The organism is Rhodococcus opacus B4, from assembly GCF_000010805.1.
GTDB classification, from domain to species: domain Bacteria; phylum Actinomycetota; class Actinomycetes; order Mycobacteriales; family Mycobacteriaceae; genus Rhodococcus_F; species Rhodococcus_F opacus_C.
On record NC_012522.1, the window covers coordinates 4443434 to 4462030 of the forward strand.

The following is an 18597-nucleotide window of genomic DNA, read 5'->3' on the forward strand; positions in this document are numbered from 1 at the left end:
AGCGTGCCCGCGGGCGCCTTATCACTCACCTGGTTATGCACAGCCTGTGGATAACTGGGCCTGACGGGGCGATCCGTGTCGGGGAGGGCCGACACCGTTTCCGGCATGGAACACGACTCATGGCAGGCGCTTCTCGACGCCCAGGACGGCGTCGTCACCACGGCACAGCTACGGGCGCACGGCGTCAGTGCCACCGCCCTCCGGCACCGGGTGGTCACCGGCCAATGGCTGAGGGTGTTTCCCCGGGTCATCGCGGTGACCAACGGCCCGCTCACCCGCCCGATGGCCCTCTCCGCCGCGCTGCTCTACGGCGGCGACCGCGCGATCCTCAGTCACCGGACCGCGGCCGAGGAATGGGGGATGCTCCGCATCGACGACCCGTCCGCACCGGTCCACATCACCGTGCCCTACAAGTGCTCGGCGGTGAACCAGGGGTCGACGGTACGCGCACCGGGCGGCCCCCGCCCGACCTCCGCCGGCAACGCTCTCGTGCACGGCGGTGTCGTGGTCCATCGGTCGCGGGCGTTCGGGCACATCTCCGTCCCGTTCCGCCAACCCCGAACATCCAAGGCCGACACGGTGATCGACGTCGCGGCGTCGGAAGCAACCCCCAAGGACGCTGCCGCGCGATTGATCGAGGCGGCCACCAACGGCAAGGTCCACGTCGACGCCCTCCGCCGGAAACTCGAGCTCCGGCGCCCGTACCGGCACGCGACGGACATCGCCGGCGCCGTGACGCTGCTCGGCGACGGCGTCCAATCCGTCCTCGAGCACCGGTACGCCCTCGACGTCGAGAGGTCGCACGGACTGCCGGCCGGAAAGCGTCAGATGCCGCACGTCGTGGACGGCCGAATTCTGTACGAGGACGTCGACTACAGCCCGACCGGCGTCCCGCTGATCGTCCGGCTCGACGGGCAGCAGTACCACAGCGGACAGCAGTCCCGCTTCCGTGACCGCCGCCGCGACAATGCCGCGGAACTCGCCGACCGTCCGCGGTTGGTCTACGGGTGGGACGAGACCACCCGCGACCCCTGCGGGGTGTTCGAGGAGGTACGCCGGGTGCTGGTCCGCGAGGGCTGGACCGACACGTCGCACCGCTGTCCCGCCTGCCCACGTGAGTGAAAAAGCGTGTCCGGGGGCTCTTTCCCACTCACCTGCGCAGGTGAGTGGGAAAGAGTGCGGGACCACACTTTGCCGCTCACGTACCTAGACGCGCAGACGCTCCCGGCGCAGCTGCTCGACCTCGGGCAGGTCGAGGGGGGCGAGTTCGTCGACGCCCAGCGCCCGCTTCAGCAGCAGGTCGGCGAGTTCGGGGTTGCGGGCGAGCGCGGGTCCGTGCATGTACGTGCCGATCACGGAACCCTGGACGACGCCCTCGAGCCCGTCCCCGACACCGTTGCCGACGCCGTGCGTGACCCGGGCGAGGCCACGGGCTCCGGCGCCGAGTGTGGTTCCGCCGCGGTGGTTCTCGAACCCCGACAGCGGCTGCGTCAACCCGTCGATCTGCGGGGTCGTGATCACCTCGCCGATGGACCGCGTCGCCTGCGGGGACGTGGTGACGTCGAGCATCGACACACCGTCGACGCGTTCGCCGCTCGACGTCTCGTACCAGTTGCCGAGCACCTGGATGGCGGCGCAGATCGCCAGGACGGGGGCGCCGCGTTCGGCGGCCTTCTGCAGGCCGGGGTACTTGGCGAGGTGCCGGGTGGCGAGGCGCTGCGCCGAGTCCTCGGCGCCGCCGAGCGTGTACACGTCGAGGGACTCCGGGACCGGGTCGTTCAGCGTGATCTCGACGATCTCCGCGTCGTAGCCGCGCATCCGCAGTCGCTGCCGGAGGATCAGGGCGTTGCCGCCGTCGCCGTAGGTGCCCATCACGTCGGGCAGCACCAGGCCGATGCGGACGGTCGAGTCAGGCATTGCGCGCCTCCTTCGCGATGGCGGTGTTGAGGTCGCGGAACGCGGTGTAGTTGGCGAGCACCTCGACGCGTCCGGGTGGGCAGGACGCGATGGCCCGCAACGGGTTCGGGTCGAGCGTGTGCTCGACGCCGGCGTAGGTGAGGCGGACGGCGAGGTCGGTGCCGCGTTCGCCGGCCGCGACCACCTTGACGCCCTCGAAGTGCTCGAACCGCACGTCCCACAGCCAGGACAGGTCCTCGCCGTCGGGGACCTGCCCGTTGACGGCGATCACGAGTCCGTCGACGGTGGGGTCGATCATCGACAGCGCTTCCTGCCAGCCGGCGGGGTTCTTGGCGAGCAGCATGTGCACGGAGTGCGACCCGACCTCCACGGTGCTGTACCGGCCCGCGACCTCCTGCACGGTGGCCGCGGCGGCGACCGCGTCCTCCGCCTCGGCGCCCATCGCGACGGCCGCCGCGACGGCCTGCGCGGCGTTGCCGCGGTTCGCGCGCCCGGGCAGGGCGAGGGTCATCGGGATCTTGAGACCGTCGGGCCCGTACAGGTTTTCGTCGTCCAGCCACCAGTCGGGGGTGGGGCGCGCGAAGTCGGATCCGGTGCTGCGCCAGTGCGAGCCCTCCCAGACGATGGGTTCGCCGGTGCGCGGACAGCTGGCGGCGTCGCTGGCCCAGCCGCCGCCCGCGGCGACCCAGACGACGTTTTTCGCGTCGTAGGCCACCGAGGTGACGAGGACGTCGTCGCAGTTGGCGATCACGACGGACTCCGGGTGCGCGGCGACGCAGGCGCGGAGTTTGCGTTCGATCATGTTGATCTCGCCGACGCGGTCGAGTTGGTCGCGGCTGAGGTTGAGCAGGACGAGGGCTTCGGGGTTGACGGCGTCGCTGACATGCGGGACGTGGAGTTCGTCGACCTCGAGGGCGGCGAGGGGCGCGTGGACGCGGGTGCTCAGTGCGGCGACGATGCCGGCGTCCATGTTGGCGCCGTCGGCCTGGGTCGCGACCTCACCGAGCGTGGAGAGCGCCGCCGCGGTCATCCGGGTGGTGGTGGACTTGCCGTTGGTGCCGGTGATCACCGCGGTGCGTCGCCGGGCGCCGAGCTGTTCCATCAGCGTCGGGTCGATCTTGAGGGCGATCAGGCCGCCGATCATCGATCCCTTGCCGCGTCCTGCCTTCTGCGACGCCCAGGAGGCGGCCGCCGCTGCGCGCAGGGCGAGCTTGCCGCGCGTGGTGATCCCAGTTCCAGTACTCACTCCGCGAGTTTTGCACAGGGTCAGGTCAGACGCCGACTCGCGCGGGCGGAGGTGAGTGCGAAAGTGTGCCCGGACGCACATTGGCACTCACCTGGGTGGCGGCGGCACCGGCGATGACGACGGCCCCGCCGATCAGCGACAGGACACTCGGCTCCTCGTGCAGCACCAGCCAGGACGCCCCGATCCCGACGATGGGGACCAGCAGGGTGAACGGCGCGACCGTGCCGACGGGGTAGCGGCTGAGCAGCGCCGTCCACAGACCCGAGCCCGCGACCGTGCCGAGGATCACGATGTAGGCGAGGCCCGCGAGGGCGAGCGGGCCGGTGCCCTCCGACGACGACGTCAGGGAGTCCCAGCCGGCCGACGGGCCCTCCACCGCGAACGACAGCGCCAGCATCGGCAGCGGCGGAATGACGCACATCCACAGCATCAGGCGCATCGGCTGGTCGGACGCGGCCTTGCGGTTGCCGATGTTGCCCACCGCCCACGACAGTCCCGCGAGCAGCGTCAGGGCGACCGGTAGCAGTGCGGCGTGCTGGGCGCGGTCCCAGCCGATGAGCGCCATCCCGGCCATCGCGACGAGCAGTCCGCCGACCTGCGTCGGCCGCAGGCGCTCTCGCAGCAGGACCGCGCCGAGGACCACGGTGAACGGTGCCGAGGACTGCAGCACCAGCGACGCCAGTCCGGTCGGCATCCCGACGTGCATGGCCCAGAACAGGAACGCGAACTGGCCGACGCCGAACCCGAGGCCGTACACGAGCAGCCACTTCAGCGGGACCTGCGGACGGGGAACGAACAGGATCACCGGGATCGCGATGACGAAGAATCGCAGCGCCGCGAAGAAGAACGGCGGGAAGTGGTCGAGGCCGGCGCGGATGGCGAGGAAGTTGAGCCCCCAGAGGACGACGACGGTGAGTCCGAGCAGCCGGTCGCGGGAGGTCATGCATTCCATCGTGAGGGCCGGAAACAATCAGGACAAGCGCATAAAAGTGCACCATCGATGTAGTTTTGCTACATGGACGCGACCCGGCTGCGTGTGCTTCGCGAGCTGGCGGACCGCGGGACGGTGGCGGCGACCGCACAGGCGTTGTCGATGACGCCGTCGGCGGTGTCGCAGCAGCTCAAGATCCTCTCGCGGGAGGCCGGGGTGACGCTGCTCGAACCGGCGGGCCGCCGGCTGCGGCTCACCGACGCCGGTCAGGCCCTCGTCGTCCGCGCCGACGACGTCGTGGCCGCCCTCGATCGCGCGGCGGCGGAGATGAGCGCCTACCGCGGGTCGCCGCGCGGGCGGGTGCGGGTCGCACTGTTCCCGTCCGGCGCCGCGCTGCTGCTGCCGGGACTGCTGGACGCACTCGCGGGCAGCGGGGTGGACGTGCAGGCGCGCGACGAGGACCTCCCGGCCGCCGCGGTCCCCGCCCTTCTCGCCGATTACGACGTGGTGCTGACCCATCGCGACGAGCGGGCCCCGGACACGTCCTCCCCGCGAGTGACGGCCGAGCCGCTGATGCGCGAACCCATCGACCTGATCCTGCCGCCCGGCCACCCGCTCGCCGGACAGGATGCGGTTCGCCCGGACCAGTTGGCGGACGAGCGGTGGATCAGCGTGCGCGGCGGGTTTCCCGTCGACGACGTGCTGATGTCGGTGGCCGCCGCGACCGGTGTGCAGCCGCACGTGGCGATGCGCATCAACGACTTCCGGGTCATCGAGGAACTCGTCGCCGGCGGTCACGGCGTGGCCCTGCTGGCCCGGCACGCGGTGACCAGTCGCTCGGTGGTCCAGCTTCCCCTCGCGGGGGTGCGCGCCGCCCGCATCTACGAATTGGCGCGAAGGCCCGCAGCCGACGACGTTCCCGCCGTCGCCACCGTGCTGCAGGCGTTCCGGGACGTCGCGGCCCGGATCGCGGAGTGAAGGGGCCGGAAACGGAAGAAGGCCCGCCGAGTGGGCGGGCCTTCCGGTGAAAACGGACGCTCAGCTGCTCAGCGCCTTCGCCTTCAGCGTTTCGTATTCCGTCTGCGTGATGGTGCCGGCATCGAGGAGGGCCTTCGCGTCGGCGATCTGCTCGGCCGAGGACTTGCCCGCGACGGACCGGATGTAGCTGTCCTGCGCCTGCTTCGCCTCCTGCGCGGCCGCCATCGACCGCTCGGCCATGCTCTTGCTCCGGGTGATGAGGTACACGAGCGCGGTCAGCAGGGGGACGAAGAACAGGAAGACGATCCAGATCGCCTTCACCCAGCCCGACGTCTTATGGTCGCGGAACAGGTCGGTGATGATGGAGAACAACAGGATCAGGTACGCCACGAAGCCGAAGGTGACGATGATCACCCAGAGAAAGTCCCAGAAAGAGTCCATTGCAGCGCTCCATTCACAGTCGAATTCACTCTGCGCTGACTATCGCACCGGGCCGGAGCGTCCGCGTCATCCGAAACAGGTGAAATGCGGCGCCCGATGTGACATCGGTGCAGTGTGACCAGACCGCGGTGACATTGGGCCGTCCAAAGCCCCACAACGCGGCACCCCCGCGAAACGCCGAACGGCCGCGACACCGGTAGGTGCCGCGGCCGTTCGGGTGGGGACTACTTGCCGGCTTCGACCGCCCGGCGCATGCCGCGCTCGACCGCACCGATGATGTACGGACGCAGCTCCACGGCGGGGATGACGGCGTCGACGGAACCGACCCGCTGTGCCCGCTGGATGTTGTGCACGGCCTCGAACTCGGCCGCGACCTCACCGAGCTTCTCGTTGCGCACCGCGGCCTGCTGGGCTGCCAGCTCGACCCGCAGGTGAGCCTGCTGGGCGTCGTTCTGGGCGCCCGCCAGGTTGGCCTCGAGTTCCCGGATCGACGGGTCGGCCGCCACCCGCGAGTTGACCTCACGGGTGAACACGACGGCTGCGGCGGGGGCGCCACCGAGGACCGAGGCGAACGAGCCCTCGACCGCGAGGACCTCCATGTTGTCGTTCAGTGCTCCGGAGAACACCACGAACGCGCCACCGTGGTAGCGGGAGACGACGCAGAACACGATCGGGCCGTCGAAGTTGACGATGGCGCGGCCGATCTCGGCGCCGTACTCGAGCTGGATGTGCCGCAGCGAGTCCGGGGATCCGTCGAAACCGGACAGGTTGGCCAGCACCACGAGCGGCCGGCTGCCGCTGGCGGCGTTGATCGCCCGGGCCGTCTTCTTCGACGACTGCGGGAACAGCGTGCCCGCGGTCCACTGGTCGGGACCGTTGGCCGGCGACCAGCCCTTGCGGGCGATGGCCCGCGACTCGATGCCGATGACGCTCACCGGGTATCCGCCGAGGTGTGCGTCGAACACGACGGACGTGTCGGCGTCCGCCATGTCAGCCCACCGCTCCAGCACCGTGTGGTCCTGGTCGACGAGCGAACGCATCACCGTGCGAATGTCGAACGGCTTCTTGCGTTCCGGGTTCGTCTCCGCGGAGAAGATGTCGCCGACCGTGGTGAAGTCGCTGGACGGGTGGATGTGCGGGAAGGACCGCACGTCGCGCCCGATCGGGTCGCTGGTCTGTGCCCGGCGCGGGAAGCGTTCTCCGGCAACGACGTACGCGTGGTCGTAGTGCGCGAACAGGATCTCGCACGCGGCGGGCAGGTTCGGCGCCCAGTATTGCGCCTCACCGTTGGGGCCCATCACGCGGTCGTAGCCGCCGATGCCGAAGTTGTCCTCGGCCGAGACGCCACCCGAGTAGTCGAGCGAGTTCTTGCCGGTGAGCACCATGGCGCTGTCCGGCGTCATGACGAGGATGCCCTTGGTGTGCATCAGCATCGTGGCTTCGGCGTTCCAGTACGGCTGCGCGCCGACGTTGATGCCGGCCACGATCACGTTGACCTCGCCACCGTCCTGCGTGAACGTGATGAGGCGACGCAGACCGCGGGAGACCCAGTCCATGTTCTCGGTGCCGCTGTCCATGGAGATCGTCGCGCCGGACGACAGCGCGAACCACTCGACCGGGACACCCAGCTTCTCGGCCAGGTCGACACCGGCGACGAGGCGGGCGCACTCGGCCTCCGCGACGGTGCCCAGTGCCTTCGTCGGGTCACCGAACAGCGCGACGCGGGTCATGCCCTCGGGGTGCCGGTCGGTGCGGGCGGTGACCAGACCGACGACGAGGCCGGCCTTGTTCTGCCCGTACGGACGCTCCACGGGCACCAGCTGTCCCGACTCGTCCAGGTCGTGCTCGACGAAGCTGCCGTCGCGGCCGGTGAGCAGCGGGATCAGCTCGTACGGGTAGACGGTGCCGCGGGCGCGGGAGCTGCGGACCTTCTGCGTGTACGCGTCGAGCGGCTGCAGCGGCTCGGTCGGCGGCTCGGTGACCTTGACGACCACGCCGGCGCCGGTGCGGTAGGAGAAGCGCAGAGCCTTCTCCCGCGACTCCGTGCCGGGCTCGCCCTGGAGGCGGGCGATCACGGTGATCTCCTCGAGGCCGGCGCCCGCGGTGAGCGGTGCCGCGACCCGGGCGAACGCCTCGAGGTCCTCGACGGGGACGTCGATCTTCGGCCACACGTACAGCACGACGCGGTTGGCGTCGAGCTTGCGCTTGCTGCCGCGCGTGGCCTGCGCCCGGCGGATGCCGTCGAGGCACGACTGCAGCACGCGTTCCGCGGCGGGAACACCGATGACCTGGCCGTCCTCGTTGCGGACCGGCGTGATGTCGCGGACCTCGGCGAGCGCGATGAGGCGTTCGTCGGTGGGATTCTCGCGCGAGACCAGGTTGAACAGGAACGTCTCGGCGGACGCGGGGAGGCGCGTGCCGTCGAAGTTCTTCAGGCGCCACAGGTCGAGTCGCTGACCGGTGAGCGGGTGCATGTCCCGGATCAGCTTCTCCTCCGCGAGGACGCCTGCGTCCGGGCGGTAGGTGAACTTGCGAACGTCCACGTCGGTTCCGCCGAAGACGGACACCGTGACGCGGCGGCAGGTCGCGGCCAGCGGCAGCGCCGTCAGTGCCTTCCGCAGGTCCTCGGACATGGTGTCCGGGCCGGCGGGCGGCGCGGTCCACGACAGGTAGAGGTCGAGGACGAGGTTCTCGGGGTTCTCCGAGGCGACGGCACCGATCTCGTCGAGCGCGCCGGGCAGTTCGGCGTACTCGGCGACGGCGGAGACCAGGTTCAGGCGCTCGCCGAGCAGGTCGAAGTTGCCGGTGACGAAACGGCGTCCGTGACGTTCGAAGGCGGTGACGTCCTCGAGCGTGCGGATGTCGTAGTAGCGCCGGGTGACGACCTCGAGCAGCGGGCCGACGGTCGTGCTCTTGCGCGCGATCCGCTGTCCGAGGAGCTCGGTCAGCGACTGCGGGGTGGCGACCAGGGCCTCGAGGCGTTCCTGGTAGTCCGGGGCGCCGGGGTTCTCGGCGAGGTACTCGAGGCTGCCGCGGACACCGTCGTACACCTGCTCGCGGGCCTTGCGGATCTGCGGCTCGTCGAAGAACCGGAACCGCACGTTGCGGGCGACGTTGCCGATCACCGGGTAACGGACCTGGGTGGCGATGATCAGCCGGTCCAGGACCTCGCCGAGTCCGCTGGGTGCGCGGCCGGGAGCGTTGCCGTCGTTCAGCCACCGGTCGAGCAGGGCGGCGATGACGGGAACCTGGTTGTCCATGCGCTGCTGCGCGAGGAACAGGCGGTAGACCGCCTCCTCCAGCTCGCCGGTGCGCTCGAGGTCGGTGACGTCGTAGTGACGCAGCGCCCGCGACAGCCGGGTCGTGAACGACTCCGGCAGACCTTCGAGTTCGACGTCGAGGGTGTGGAGGTAGGTGTGGAAGTGCTCGCGCGGGCTGTGGACGCGCTCGTCACCGTCCTCCTCGGCCACGGTCGGCCGGTTGCGGCCGATCTCGCAGATGTCTGCGAACGTGTTCAGCAGGGCGAGTTCCGCCTGCACCAGATCCGCGTCACCCGCGATCTCGGCGCGGAGCTTCTCGTACCCGGCGAGGAGCACGCCGGCCCGCTTCGCGCTGACGTCGTAACCGGTGAGCAGCGCGCCGAGGGCGTCGATCTGCTCGAGGGCGTCGGTGCGGACGTCGCCCTTGGAAGCGGGCGCGGCGACCTCGAACTCGACGCGCGGCGACTTCGGAGCGGCGGACTCTTCCGCGGTCTCCTCGACGCGCAGCAGTGCGGTGCCGGCATCGACCTGCGAGTTGACCATCGCGAGAACTTCACGGACCCGGCCCGCGACGGGTGCGCGGACGGCGGTCTCCATCTTCATGCTCTCGAGGACGACCAGCGTGTCGCCGGCCTCGACCTCGTCGCCGACGGACACGGGGACCGCGACGACGACCGCGGGAGCGGGGGCGCGGACGACGCCGGCCTCGTCCTGGCTGATCTGGTGGCTGATGCCGTCGACCTCGACGAGGTACTGGGCGCGGCCTGCGACGGAGACGACGTGGTGGCGGCGGGTGCCGACGACGAGGCGGCTCTCGAACTCGCTGAGCCGGTCGACCTCGACCTCGACGTCGGGGCTGTCGCCGTCGACGCGGTAGCGGTGCGCACCGACCTGCGTGACGGTGAGGCCGTAGGCCTGACCCTGGTAGCTGAGCTCCACCTTGCGGCCGATGGCGTGGCCGGCGCGGGGGCGGCCACCGCGGGCCGACGACAGGAAGGCCTCGCGCTCGAGCTTCTCCTCGGCGTCGTAGACGTCGATGGCGGCGGCGATCAGCGCGACGTCGGCCACCTTGGTGGGCGTGTTGACGCTGCCGACGCCGGTGCGGTCGAGCCAGCCGGTGTCCGCGGACGCGGAGATGACCTCGTCGCGGTCGAGCAGTTCGAGAAGGAACGACTTGGTGGTGGTGCCGCCCTGCAGGACCACGGTGGTCTCGCGGAGCGCGGTGCGGAGCCGGGCGAGGGCCTCGGGCCGGTCGCGGCCCCAGGCGATGACCTTGGCGACCATCGAGTCGTAGTCGGGCGGGATGACGTCGCCCTGGGCGATGCCGGTGTCGACACGGAGACCGGAGCCGAGCGGGAACTTCAGCAGCTGCACGGCGCCGGGGGCAGGAGCGAACCCGTTGGCGGCGTCCTCGGCGTTGAGCCGTGCCTCGACGGCGTGACCGAACTCCGGCGGGCAATCGCCGACCAGGCGCTCGCCGTTCGCGACGAGGATCTGCAGCTTCACCAGGTCGATGCCGGTGGTGGCCTCGGTGATGGGGTGCTCCACCTGCAGTCGGGTGTTGACCTCGAGGAAGGTGAAGGACTTCTGCTCCGGCTGGTACAGGTACTCGACCGTGGCGGCGCCGTGGTATCCGGCAGCACGCACGAGGTCGGCGGAGACGGCGCGCAGGTTGTTCGACTGCTCGGCGGTGAGGAGCGGGGAGCTCGACTCCTCGATCACCTTCTGGTTCTTCCGCTGGATCGAGCAGTCGCGGACACCGGGTGCCCACACGTTGCCGTGCTGGTCGGCGATGACCTGGACCTCGACGTGGCGGGCATCGGTGACCAGCCGCTCGATGAAGACGACGGGGTCACCGAACGAGCGCTGCGCCTCGCCCTGGGTGCGCTCGAGGGCGAGCTCGAGCTCGTCCTCCGACCACACCTTGCGGATGCCGCGGCCACCGCCACCGGAGCGGGCCTTGATGATGAGGGGGTAGCCGATGGCCTGGGCGTGACGGCGGGCGTCGGCGCGGGTGGCGACGGGGCCACCGCTCCACGGCGCGACCGGCACGTCCACCTTCTCGGCGAGGAGCTTGGCCTCGACCTTGTCGCCCAGGAGTCGCATCGACTCGGCGGGCGGGCCGATGAACGTGATGCCGAGCTGGTTGCACACCTCGACGAACGCGGGATCCTCGGCGACGAAGCCCCAGCCGACCCACACGGCGTCGGCCTTGCTCTCGCGCAGCGCGCGGGCCAGCTCGGCGTGATCGAGGTAGGCGGTGCCGGTCTTGACTGTGCGCAAGCACACACCTTCGTCGGCCTGCCGGACGAACATCGCGCGACGTTCTGCCTCGGTGTGCAGGGCGATGGTGCGGATGCCGTAGTTGTGCTCGGCGTTCAGTTCGCGCACCGCACGAATCAGGCGGACGGCGGCCTCGCCGCGGTTCACTATCGCTATTCGCTTGAACATCTGTTATCGCTCCGTTTCCGTAAAACTCATTGATCCGCAGAGTGTTTCGATGGCCAAGGCCATGTCCGCCGAGGACTGGGTGCCGCCTTCGCGGACACGTGCACCCCTGCACAACCCGCTTGACTACCTCCAGGGGCGCCCCCGAACGCGATCGTCGGCCCTGCGTCATTGCGGGGCCGATGCTCGGGGAATGCGAGCATAACGTCGAAAATATGTACCCGCGCGTAACTTCTGCGAGGGCCCGATCGGGCTTGTCAAGTCTTCAAGGACTTGCGTGTCGACCCTACGAGAGAGTAAGGAAGCCGGAATTCCGTCGAACTGGGCATCCTTCGGCGAGTTACCTGCAACTCGTTGTCACGGAGTCGGTTTCGTCCGGTTTGTCGAGATGTTCTCGCAGACGGGAACTTTCACACGGAAGTTACTGGGGGTTCACCTTCGGTTCGACGGCCACGGGTTCGGTCGCGTGCGCCACCGCGCCCCGCAGGCCCACGTGCGCCTCGCGGTGCATCCGGTCGACCATGTGCGGATAGTGGAGCTCGAACGCCGGCCGCTCGGAGCGGATGCGCGGCAACTCGGTGAAGTTGTGCCGCGGCGGCGGGCAGCTTGTCGCCCACTCGAGGGAGTTGCCGAAACCCCACGGGTCGTCCACCGTCACCACCTCGCCGTACCGGTAGCTCTTGAAGACGTTCCAGACGAACGGCACCGTCGACGCCCCGAGGACGAACGCGAACACCGTCGACACGGAGTTGAGGACGGTGAAGCCGTCGGAGGGCAGATAGTCGGCGTAGCGGCGCGGCATCCCCTCCGCGCCGAGCCAGTGCTGGACGAGGAACGTGCCGTGGAAACCGGTGAACGTGGTCCAGAAGTGCCACTTGCCGAGCCGTTCGTCGAGCATGCGTCCGGTCATCTTCGGGAACCAGAAGTAGATGCCGGCGTACGTGGCGAAGACGATCGTCCCGAACAGCACGTAGTGGAAGTGGGCGATCACGAAGTAGCTGTCCGTGACGTGGAAATCAAGCGGCGGGCTCGCGAGGATGACGCCGGTGAGGCCGCCGAAGATGAACGTGATGAGGAAGCCCAGTGAGAACAGCATGGGTGTCTCGAACGTCAGCTGACCCTTCCACATGGTGCCGACCCAGTTGAAGATCTTCACCCCGGTGGGCACCGCGATCAGGAACGTCATGAACGAGAAGAACGGCAGCAGCACCGCGCCGGTCGCGTACATGTGGTGCGCCCACACGGCGATCGACAGGGCCGCGATGGCGATCGTCGCGTAGACGAGCCCGCTGTACCCGAACACCGGTTTGCGGCTGAACACCGGGAAGACCTCGGTGACGATGCCGAAGAACGGCAGCGCCACGATATAGACCTCCGGGTGACCGAAGAACCAGAACAGGTGCTGCCACAGCAGCACGCCGCCGGTCGCCGGGTCGTAGAGGTTCCCGCCCAGGTGCCGGTCGACGAACAGCCCCATCAGCGCGGCGGTGAGGATCGGGAACGCCACCAGGATCAGGATGCTGGTGACGAAGATGTTCCACGTGAAGATCGGCATCCGGAACATGATCATCCCCGGCGCCCGCAGGCAGATGACCGTCGTGATCATGTTGACGCCGCCGAGGATGGTGCCGAGACCGGACAGCGCGAGCCCCATGATCCACAGGTCGGCGCCGACGCCCGGCGAGTGCAGCGTGCTCGTCAGGGGCGAGTACGCGGTCCAGCCGAAGTCCGCGGCGCCTCCCGGAGTGATGAAGCCCGCGATCGCGATGGTCCCGCCGAACAGGAACGCCCAGTAACTGAACGCGTTGAGACGGGGGAACGCGACGTCGGGGGCGCCGATCTGCAGCGGCAGGATGTAGTTGGCGAACCCGAACACGATCGGTGTCGCATACAGCAGCAGCATGATCGTGCCGTGCATCGTGAACAGCTGGTTGTACTGCTCGTTCGACAGGAACTGCAGGCCCGGGACGGCCAGTTCGCCGCGGATCAGCAGCGCCATCAGACCGCCGGCCATGAAGAAGGCGAACGACGTGATCAGGTACAGGATCCCCAGGTCCTTGGGATCCGTCGTCGTGATCATCTTGTAGAAGAAGCTGCCCTTGGGGCGGCGCCGGGCCGGATACGGACGGACCGGACGATGCTGTTGAAATGCCAGATTCACGACGCCCCCCGAAGGGTCCGAGGCGGTTCGGGTCCGGTGTGGACTCCGTTACCAGGGTAGTTCCCCGAGACCCCGAGGGAGCCGATTTTTGCGGCCGGAAACGACGCTGCCGCAGGTGCGCGGGAGGCGCGCCTGCGGCAGCGGTGGTGCGGAAGCGGTCAGTGCGCCCGGTTGACCGCCGAGACGACGGCGCGCAGCGACGCGGTGGTGATCGACGTCGCGATGCCGACACCCCAGACCACGGTGTTCCGTCCGTCGGGAGCGGTCACGGCGCACTCGACGTAGGCGGCGGCCTGCGCGTCGTCGCCCGCCGACATGGCGTGCTCCGAGTAGTCGAGGACGCGCACGTCGAAGTCGATCGTGGCGAGCGCGTCGACGAACGCGGCGAGCGGGCCGTTGCCCGAGCCCGAGATCTCGTGCTCCTTGCCGTTCACCTTCACCGTCGCGGTGATGGAGTCGGTGCCGCCGTCCTCCTCGGCCGCGGTGACCTTCTGCTTCATCCGCTCGAGCGGCGTGATCGGCGCCAGGTACTCCTCGTGGAAGACGTCCCACATCTCCTTGGGCGACACCTCGCCGCCCTCGCCGTCGGTGATCCGCTGGACAGCCTGCGAGAACTCGATCTGCAGGCGACGCGGCAGCACCAGCCCGTGGTCGGCCTTCATGATGTACGCGACGCCGCCCTTGCCGGACTGCGAGTTGACGCGGATCACGGCCTCGTACGTGCGGCCCACGTCCTTCGGGTCGATGGGCAGGTAGGGGACCGCCCACAGGATGTCGTCGACGTCCGCGTCCTGCGAGTCGGCGTCGAACTTCATCGCGTCGAGGCCCTTGTTGATCGCGTCCTGGTGGCTGCCGGAGAACGCCGTGTACACGAGGTCGCCGCCGTACGGGTGACGCTCGTGGACGGGCAGCTGGTTGCAGTACTCGACGGTGCGGCGGATCTCGTCGATGTTCGAGAAGTCGATCTGCGGGTCGACGCCGCGGGTGAACATGTTGAGCCCGAGCGTGACCAGGCAGACGTTGCCGGTGCGCTCGCCGTTACCGAACAGGCAGCCCTCGATGCGGTCGGCCCCGGCCTGGTAGCCCAGCTCGGCGGCGGCCACACCGGTGCCGCGGTCGTTGTGGGGGTGCAGCGACAGGATGACCGAGTCGCGGCGGGCCAGGTTGCGGTGCATCCACTCGATGGAGTCGGCGTACACGTTCGGCGTCGCCATCTCGACGGTGGCGGGCAGGTTCAGGATCACCGGGTTCTGCGGCGTCGGCTGCAGCACCTCGGTGACGGCGTCGCACACCTCCTTGGCGTACTCGAGTTCCGTGCCGGTGTACGACTCGGGGGAGTACTCCCAGCGCCACTGCGTGTCCGGGTACTTCTTCGCCTCTTCGAGGGCCAGGGTCGCCGCGTCGGTCGCGATCTTCTTGATCACCTCGCGGTCGGCCTTGAACACCACCCGGCGCTGCAGCACGGACGTCGAGTTGTAGAAGTGGACGATCACCTTGTTCGCGCCCTCACAGGCCTCGAACGTGCGCTTGATCAGTTCCGGCCGGGACTGCGTGAGCACCTGGATGGTGACGTCGTCCGGAATCGCGCCGTCCTCGATGATCTCGCGGACGAAGTCGAAGTCCGTCTGGCTCGCCGACGGGAAGCCGACCTCGATCTCCTTGTATCCCATCCGCACCAGCAGTTCGAACATGCGGCGCTTGCGGGCGGGGCTCATCGGGTCGATCAGCGCCTGGTTGCCGTCACGCAGATCGACGGCGCACCACTGCGGCGCGCGGTCGATGATCTTGTCGGGCCACGTGCGGTCCGGCAGCGACACCGGCTCCACTTCCTCGGAGAAGGAGCGGTAGCGGAACGTCGGCATCGACGAATTCTTCTGCGTGTTCCAAATCGGCTGATCGGAGGGAGCAGGCTTGGAAGGCGGCGTGATGGTGCGCGTTCCGGAGGTGAAGGCGTCAGCGGGGGACATGGGATTGATCTCCAGGTTCGATGTGGACTGTCGGGAGTCCAACGGCTGTGTCGACCGGCGCACGAGAAACCCCGCGACGGGAAGCCAGTCTGGATCAGACCCCGTCGCGGCAACCAAGGAGGAGTGCGCGCTGCATACTCAGCACTGTACTCCGGGCACCGTCGTTCGCGTGCCGGGGTTCGAAGTCCGAGTGAGGAGAGAGCGGTGGGCCGCAGCGCGACGGTGGTATCACCGCTGGTGGCCGCGGGTTTTGCGATGCTGCTGGCGGCATGTTCCGGCGTCGTCGCGGGGGCGCCGAGCGTCGCCGGGGCAGGTGAGCCGATCTACGGCCTGCCGGTCAGCGAGCACACCCGCGCGGAATTGGCCGTCGCCGCCGCGGCGCGCGACCTCGCGCCGTGTGGACTGCTCGACCGGGAGCTGGTCGCCTCGTTCGGGCAGGTCACCGCGTACGGGCCCGTCGGCGACCTGTCGACGTGCCACGCCGAATTGGTGCCTCCCCGCGGCACCGCCACCAATCCCGTCTGGGTCGAGGTGACGGTGGGTGAACGCGAACCCACGGAAGAAACCGGTGCGGGGGAGGCGACGTCGGGGATCGAGGTGCGTCCCGCGGTCGGCGCGCTCCCGGGCACGTGCACCCTCTACTTCGCGCTGCCGCCGGTACCAGACGTGCGAGACGATGTGGCAGCGAGGCGCTGGGGGCACGTGTCGTACCTCGACGGGGCGGGCGGAACTGGCGACTCCGCCGCCGGCGACGACTGCGCCGAAGCGCGCACGGTGCTCGGCTCGGTCGTGGGCAGGCTGAGGTCCTCGACGTCCGGGCTGTCGGATGTTCCTCTCGCGCAACAGGACCCGTGCCGGGTGGTCGAGAAACTGTCCGGGCGGGGCGTCGAGACGTTCACCCCGGGCAGCCGCCCCTACGAGTGTCTCCTGACCCTCGGCGGCGGCGCCGAGGCGTCCGTGCAACTGGCGCTGTCGCCGGAACCCTCGCCGGCCGGCGGCCCCGAAACAGTCGAACTCGACGGCAAGCCGTTCACGTTCTTCCGGGACGCGCTGTCGTGCCACTACTACTTCTATCCGGGTGCGGTGTTCGACACGAACCTGCCGTCGAGCCCGGCGAGCGAACGGGACAAGATCGGTAACCGGCTGACGGCGTCGGTGGCGGCGTCCGCACCGAGCTGCGTCGACGCCGAAACGCTGGTGCTCGCCGCGGCCGAAGTGTTCGACTACTGAGATGAACACACAGGTCGATGTCGCCCGGGCCTACCTGGACGCGCTGCTCAGCCACGACGGCAACTCGGTGCCCATCGAACCCCGGGCGGTTCGGTACGAGATGGGGCTGAAGACGGCTTTCTCCGGAAATCACCTGCGCCGAAGCCTGTCCGGCGGTCCGCAGTACCGGGTGATCCGGGCGATCCGCGACTGCGTGTGGACCGTCGACGGCGACGACGTCACCGTCGACTACCTCTTGGACGCCGGACTCCTCGGCCGCACCCTCGCGACGGTCCGGGTGGTCGAGACGTTCCGGATCCCGCCGCACGACCTGCGCATCCACCGCATCGACGCGAAGATTCGGCGCCCGTGATCTCTCTGCCCTGACCGGACCGCCCTGATCGCGCACCGAACCCGCTGCCGCGCAGGTTCTCCCGCACGTGAGTGGCAAAGTGTGCTCGCGCACGCTTTGCCACTCACCTGGGGTCAGGCGAGCGTTTCGTGCGCTGCGGGAACGGAACCCAGCCGGCCGGCCTGGAAGTCCTCGAACGCCTGCAGCACCTCGGCTCTGGTGTTCATCACGAACGGTCCGGCCATCGCCACGGGCTCGCGGATCGGCTTGCCGCCGAGGACGAACACCTCGAACGACTTGGTCCGCGAATCCTGCGTGTCGGCCGCGGCGATCGTCAGGGTGTCACCGCGTCCGAAGACGGCAGTCTGGCCCATCCGGATCGGGCGGCGCTCCGAGCCGGCGAGGCCGTCGCCCGCGAGGACGTAGGCGAGCGCGTTGAACTCGGGGTTCCACGGCAGCGTCAGGCTCGCACCCGGCGCGACCGTCGCGTGGACGAGGCTGATCGGCGTGTAGGTGGACCCGGGACCGTGGTGACCGTCCACGTCGCCGGCGATCACGCGAACGAGGGCGCCGCCGTCGGGCGAGGACAGCAGGGCCACCTTCGCGCCGGTGATGTCCTGGTAGCGCGGTGCGGCCATCTTGTTGTCGCGCGGCAGGTTCACCCACAACTGGACGCCGTGGAACAGGCCGCCGCTCGTCACCAGATGCTCGGGCGGGGTCTCGATGTGCAGGATGCCGCCACCCGCGGTCATCCACTGGGTGTCGCCGCCACCGATGGTTCCACCGCCGCCGTTCGAATCCTGGTGCTCCATGATGCCGTCGATCATGTAGGTGACGGTCTCGAAGCCGCGGTGCGGATGCCAGGGTGTGCCCTTGGGTTCACCGGGTGCGTAGTCGACCTCGCCCATCTGATCCATGTGGATGAACGGGTCGAGGGCCGGCAGGTCGATGCCGGCGAACGCGCGGCGCACCGGGAAGCCTTCGCCCTCGTACCCGACGGGTGCGGTGGTGAGCGAACGGACCGGGCGGTCGACGGCGCCGGGAGCAGGTGCGTCGATACGCGGCAGGGCAAGGATGTTGTCGACCGTCACGGCTGGCATGGGGTGTCTCCTCGTACTCAGGTAATTGATTGTTCAACTACTTCATGGTGTGTAACACCCGACTGGGAAAAAAATTCCCTGTGCGCCTTTCTGGTTGCTGGAGCTACCAGAAAGGCGCACGGGCGCGGAGCGCCTCCTAGTTGAGGACGTTCTCGTGGTCCGGGCAGTACCGCGTGATCGCGCCGATGATGTACGGGTAGACGCCGTCGGCGGTGAGCATCGGTGTCCACTCCTCACGCACCTGGTCGAGGGGCTTGCCCGCGTCGAGGGCGGTGCAGATCTCGCCGGCCTGATGCACCGCCAGGTCGTCGTCGGTGACGGTCTGGTTGTTCGCGCGCAGGTAGGCCAGGTAGTCGGCGGCCGTCTTCGGATCGTCGGCGACCGAGAACACTCGGCTGCCGGGGGCGGTGGCGGCGGTCGTCCGCGCCGCCACGGACGCCGAGGCGGCCGTCGTCTCGGATGCTGCGGTGTCGGTGTCGCCACCACCGCAGGCGGTGAGGAATGCCGCGGAGCAGACGGTGAGGGCGGTCAGAGCAAGGGTGCGGCGCATGGGGCGTGTGATTCCTTTCGAGGCCTGTGACGGCGAC

13 protein-coding genes are annotated in these 18597 nt (G+C 69.1%); 4 read left to right on the plus strand and 9 right to left on the minus strand.

Annotated elements, in window-relative coordinates; genetic code table 11:
- The first annotated feature begins 105 nt into the window (after nucleotides 1-105).
- Nucleotides 106-1122 (plus strand): type IV toxin-antitoxin system AbiEi family antitoxin domain-containing protein, encoded by a 1017-nt coding sequence (locus ROP_RS20505; RefSeq protein WP_012691324.1) that lies wholly within the window; start codon nucleotides 106-108, stop codon nucleotides 1120-1122.
- Between the two features lie 84 nt (nucleotides 1123-1206).
- On the opposite strand, the gene ROP_RS20510 is transcribed toward ROP_RS20505, so the two are convergent.
- The 3 genes from ROP_RS20510 to ROP_RS20520 are packed head-to-tail and all read right to left on the minus strand — an operon-like array spanning nucleotide 1207 to nucleotide 4106.
- Nucleotides 1207-1917 carry a type 1 glutamine amidotransferase gene (locus tag ROP_RS20510; protein WP_012691325.1) on the minus strand — a complete coding sequence of 237 codons (711 nt, stop codon included), beginning with the start codon at nucleotides 1915-1917 and terminating at the stop codon, nucleotides 1207-1209.
- Nucleotides 1910-3163 carry a Mur ligase family protein gene (locus tag ROP_RS20515; RefSeq protein ID WP_012691326.1) on the minus strand — a complete coding sequence of 418 codons (1254 nt, stop codon included), beginning with the start codon at nucleotides 3161-3163 and terminating at the stop codon, nucleotides 1910-1912. Before ROP_RS20515 ends, ROP_RS20510 begins: the two co-directional genes overlap by 8 nt.
- Nucleotides 3164-3188: 25 nt before the next feature.
- Complete coding sequence (locus tag ROP_RS20520; protein WP_012691327.1) at nucleotides 3189-4106, minus strand: EamA family transporter; 918 nt, start codon at nucleotides 4104-4106, stop codon at nucleotides 3189-3191.
- Between the two features lie 72 nt (nucleotides 4107-4178).
- Here ROP_RS20520 and ROP_RS20525 point away from each other — a divergent pair, with 72 nt between their 5' ends.
- Nucleotides 4179-5072, plus strand: coding sequence for a LysR family transcriptional regulator (locus ROP_RS20525; RefSeq protein WP_012691328.1), 894 nt, complete (start codon nucleotides 4179-4181; stop codon nucleotides 5070-5072).
- Between the two features lie 60 nt (nucleotides 5073-5132).
- Here ROP_RS20525 and ROP_RS20530 read toward each other — a convergent pair whose 3' ends face one another.
- From ROP_RS20530 to leuA, 4 genes are all read right to left on the minus strand, one after another.
- Complete coding sequence (locus tag ROP_RS20530; RefSeq protein WP_012691329.1) at nucleotides 5133-5513, minus strand: SHOCT domain-containing protein; 381 nt, start codon at nucleotides 5511-5513, stop codon at nucleotides 5133-5135.
- Between the two features lie 224 nt (nucleotides 5514-5737).
- Nucleotides 5738-11224 (minus strand): biotin carboxylase N-terminal domain-containing protein, encoded by a 5487-nt coding sequence (locus ROP_RS20535; RefSeq protein ID WP_012691330.1) that lies wholly within the window; start codon nucleotides 11222-11224, stop codon nucleotides 5738-5740.
- Nucleotides 11225-11642: 418 nt separating this feature from the next.
- Nucleotides 11643-13382, minus strand: a complete 1740-nt coding sequence (gene ctaD / locus ROP_RS20540) for an aa3-type cytochrome oxidase subunit I (RefSeq protein WP_012691331.1) — start codon at nucleotides 13380-13382, stop codon at nucleotides 11643-11645.
- Between the two features lie 158 nt (nucleotides 13383-13540).
- Nucleotides 13541-15349: a 2-isopropylmalate synthase gene (gene leuA, locus ROP_RS20545; RefSeq protein WP_012691332.1), complete on the minus strand. Its 1809-nt coding sequence runs from the start codon at nucleotides 15347-15349 to the stop codon at nucleotides 13541-13543.
- Between the two features lie 204 nt (nucleotides 15350-15553).
- On the opposite strand from leuA, the gene ROP_RS20550 reads away from it, so the two are divergent.
- Together ROP_RS20550 and ROP_RS20555 are read left to right on the plus strand one after the other, a co-directional pair.
- Nucleotides 15554-16579 (plus strand): hypothetical protein, encoded by a 1026-nt coding sequence (locus tag ROP_RS20550; protein ID WP_043825064.1) that lies wholly within the window; start codon nucleotides 15554-15556, stop codon nucleotides 16577-16579.
- 1 nt (nucleotide 16580) lies between these two features.
- On the plus strand, nucleotides 16581-16931 hold the full coding sequence (locus ROP_RS20555; RefSeq protein WP_012691333.1) for a hypothetical protein: 351 nt from the start codon (nucleotides 16581-16583) through the stop codon (nucleotides 16929-16931).
- A gap of 113 nt (nucleotides 16932-17044) precedes the next feature.
- Here the strand turns inward: ROP_RS20555 and ROP_RS20560 are convergent, their stop codons facing one another.
- Together ROP_RS20560 and ROP_RS20565 are read right to left on the minus strand one after the other, a co-directional pair.
- Nucleotides 17045-18010 (minus strand): pirin family protein, encoded by a 966-nt coding sequence (locus ROP_RS20560; protein ID WP_012691334.1) that lies wholly within the window; start codon nucleotides 18008-18010, stop codon nucleotides 17045-17047.
- A gap of 136 nt (nucleotides 18011-18146) precedes the next feature.
- Nucleotides 18147-18560 carry a DUF732 domain-containing protein gene (locus ROP_RS20565; RefSeq protein WP_012691335.1) on the minus strand — a complete coding sequence of 138 codons (414 nt, stop codon included), beginning with the start codon at nucleotides 18558-18560 and terminating at the stop codon, nucleotides 18147-18149.
- Nucleotides 18561-18597: the final 37 nt, after the last annotated feature.

What these genes read in the sequence shown, in the direction of transcription:
- ROP_RS20505 (WP_012691324.1), top strand. Translation starts at nt 106, where the DNA reads ATGGAACACGACTCATGGCAGGCGCTTCTCGACGCCCAGGACGGCGTC.
- ROP_RS20510 (WP_012691325.1), bottom strand. Translation starts at nt 1,917, where the DNA reads ATGCCTGACTCGACCGTCCGCATCGGCCTGGTGCTGCCCGACGTGATG.
- ROP_RS20520 (WP_012691327.1), bottom strand. Translation starts at nt 4,106, where the DNA reads ATGACCTCCCGCGACCGGCTGCTCGGACTCACCGTCGTCGTCCTCTGG.
- ROP_RS20525 (WP_012691328.1), top strand. Translation starts at nt 4,179, where the DNA reads ATGGACGCGACCCGGCTGCGTGTGCTTCGCGAGCTGGCGGACCGCGGG.
- ROP_RS20530 (WP_012691329.1), bottom strand. Translation starts at nt 5,513, where the DNA reads ATGGACTCTTTCTGGGACTTTCTCTGGGTGATCATCGTCACCTTCGGC.
- ROP_RS20535 (WP_012691330.1), bottom strand. Translation starts at nt 11,224, where the DNA reads ATGTTCAAGCGAATAGCGATAGTGAACCGCGGCGAGGCCGCCGTCCGC.
- leuA (WP_012691332.1), bottom strand. Translation starts at nt 15,349, where the DNA reads ATGTCCCCCGCTGACGCCTTCACCTCCGGAACGCGCACCATCACGCCG.
- ROP_RS20555 (WP_012691333.1), top strand. Translation starts at nt 16,581, where the DNA reads ATGAACACACAGGTCGATGTCGCCCGGGCCTACCTGGACGCGCTGCTC.
- ROP_RS20560 (WP_012691334.1), bottom strand. Translation starts at nt 18,010, where the DNA reads ATGCCAGCCGTGACGGTCGACAACATCCTTGCCCTGCCGCGTATCGAC.
- ROP_RS20565 (WP_012691335.1), bottom strand. Translation starts at nt 18,560, where the DNA reads ATGCGCCGCACCCTTGCTCTGACCGCCCTCACCGTCTGCTCCGCGGCA.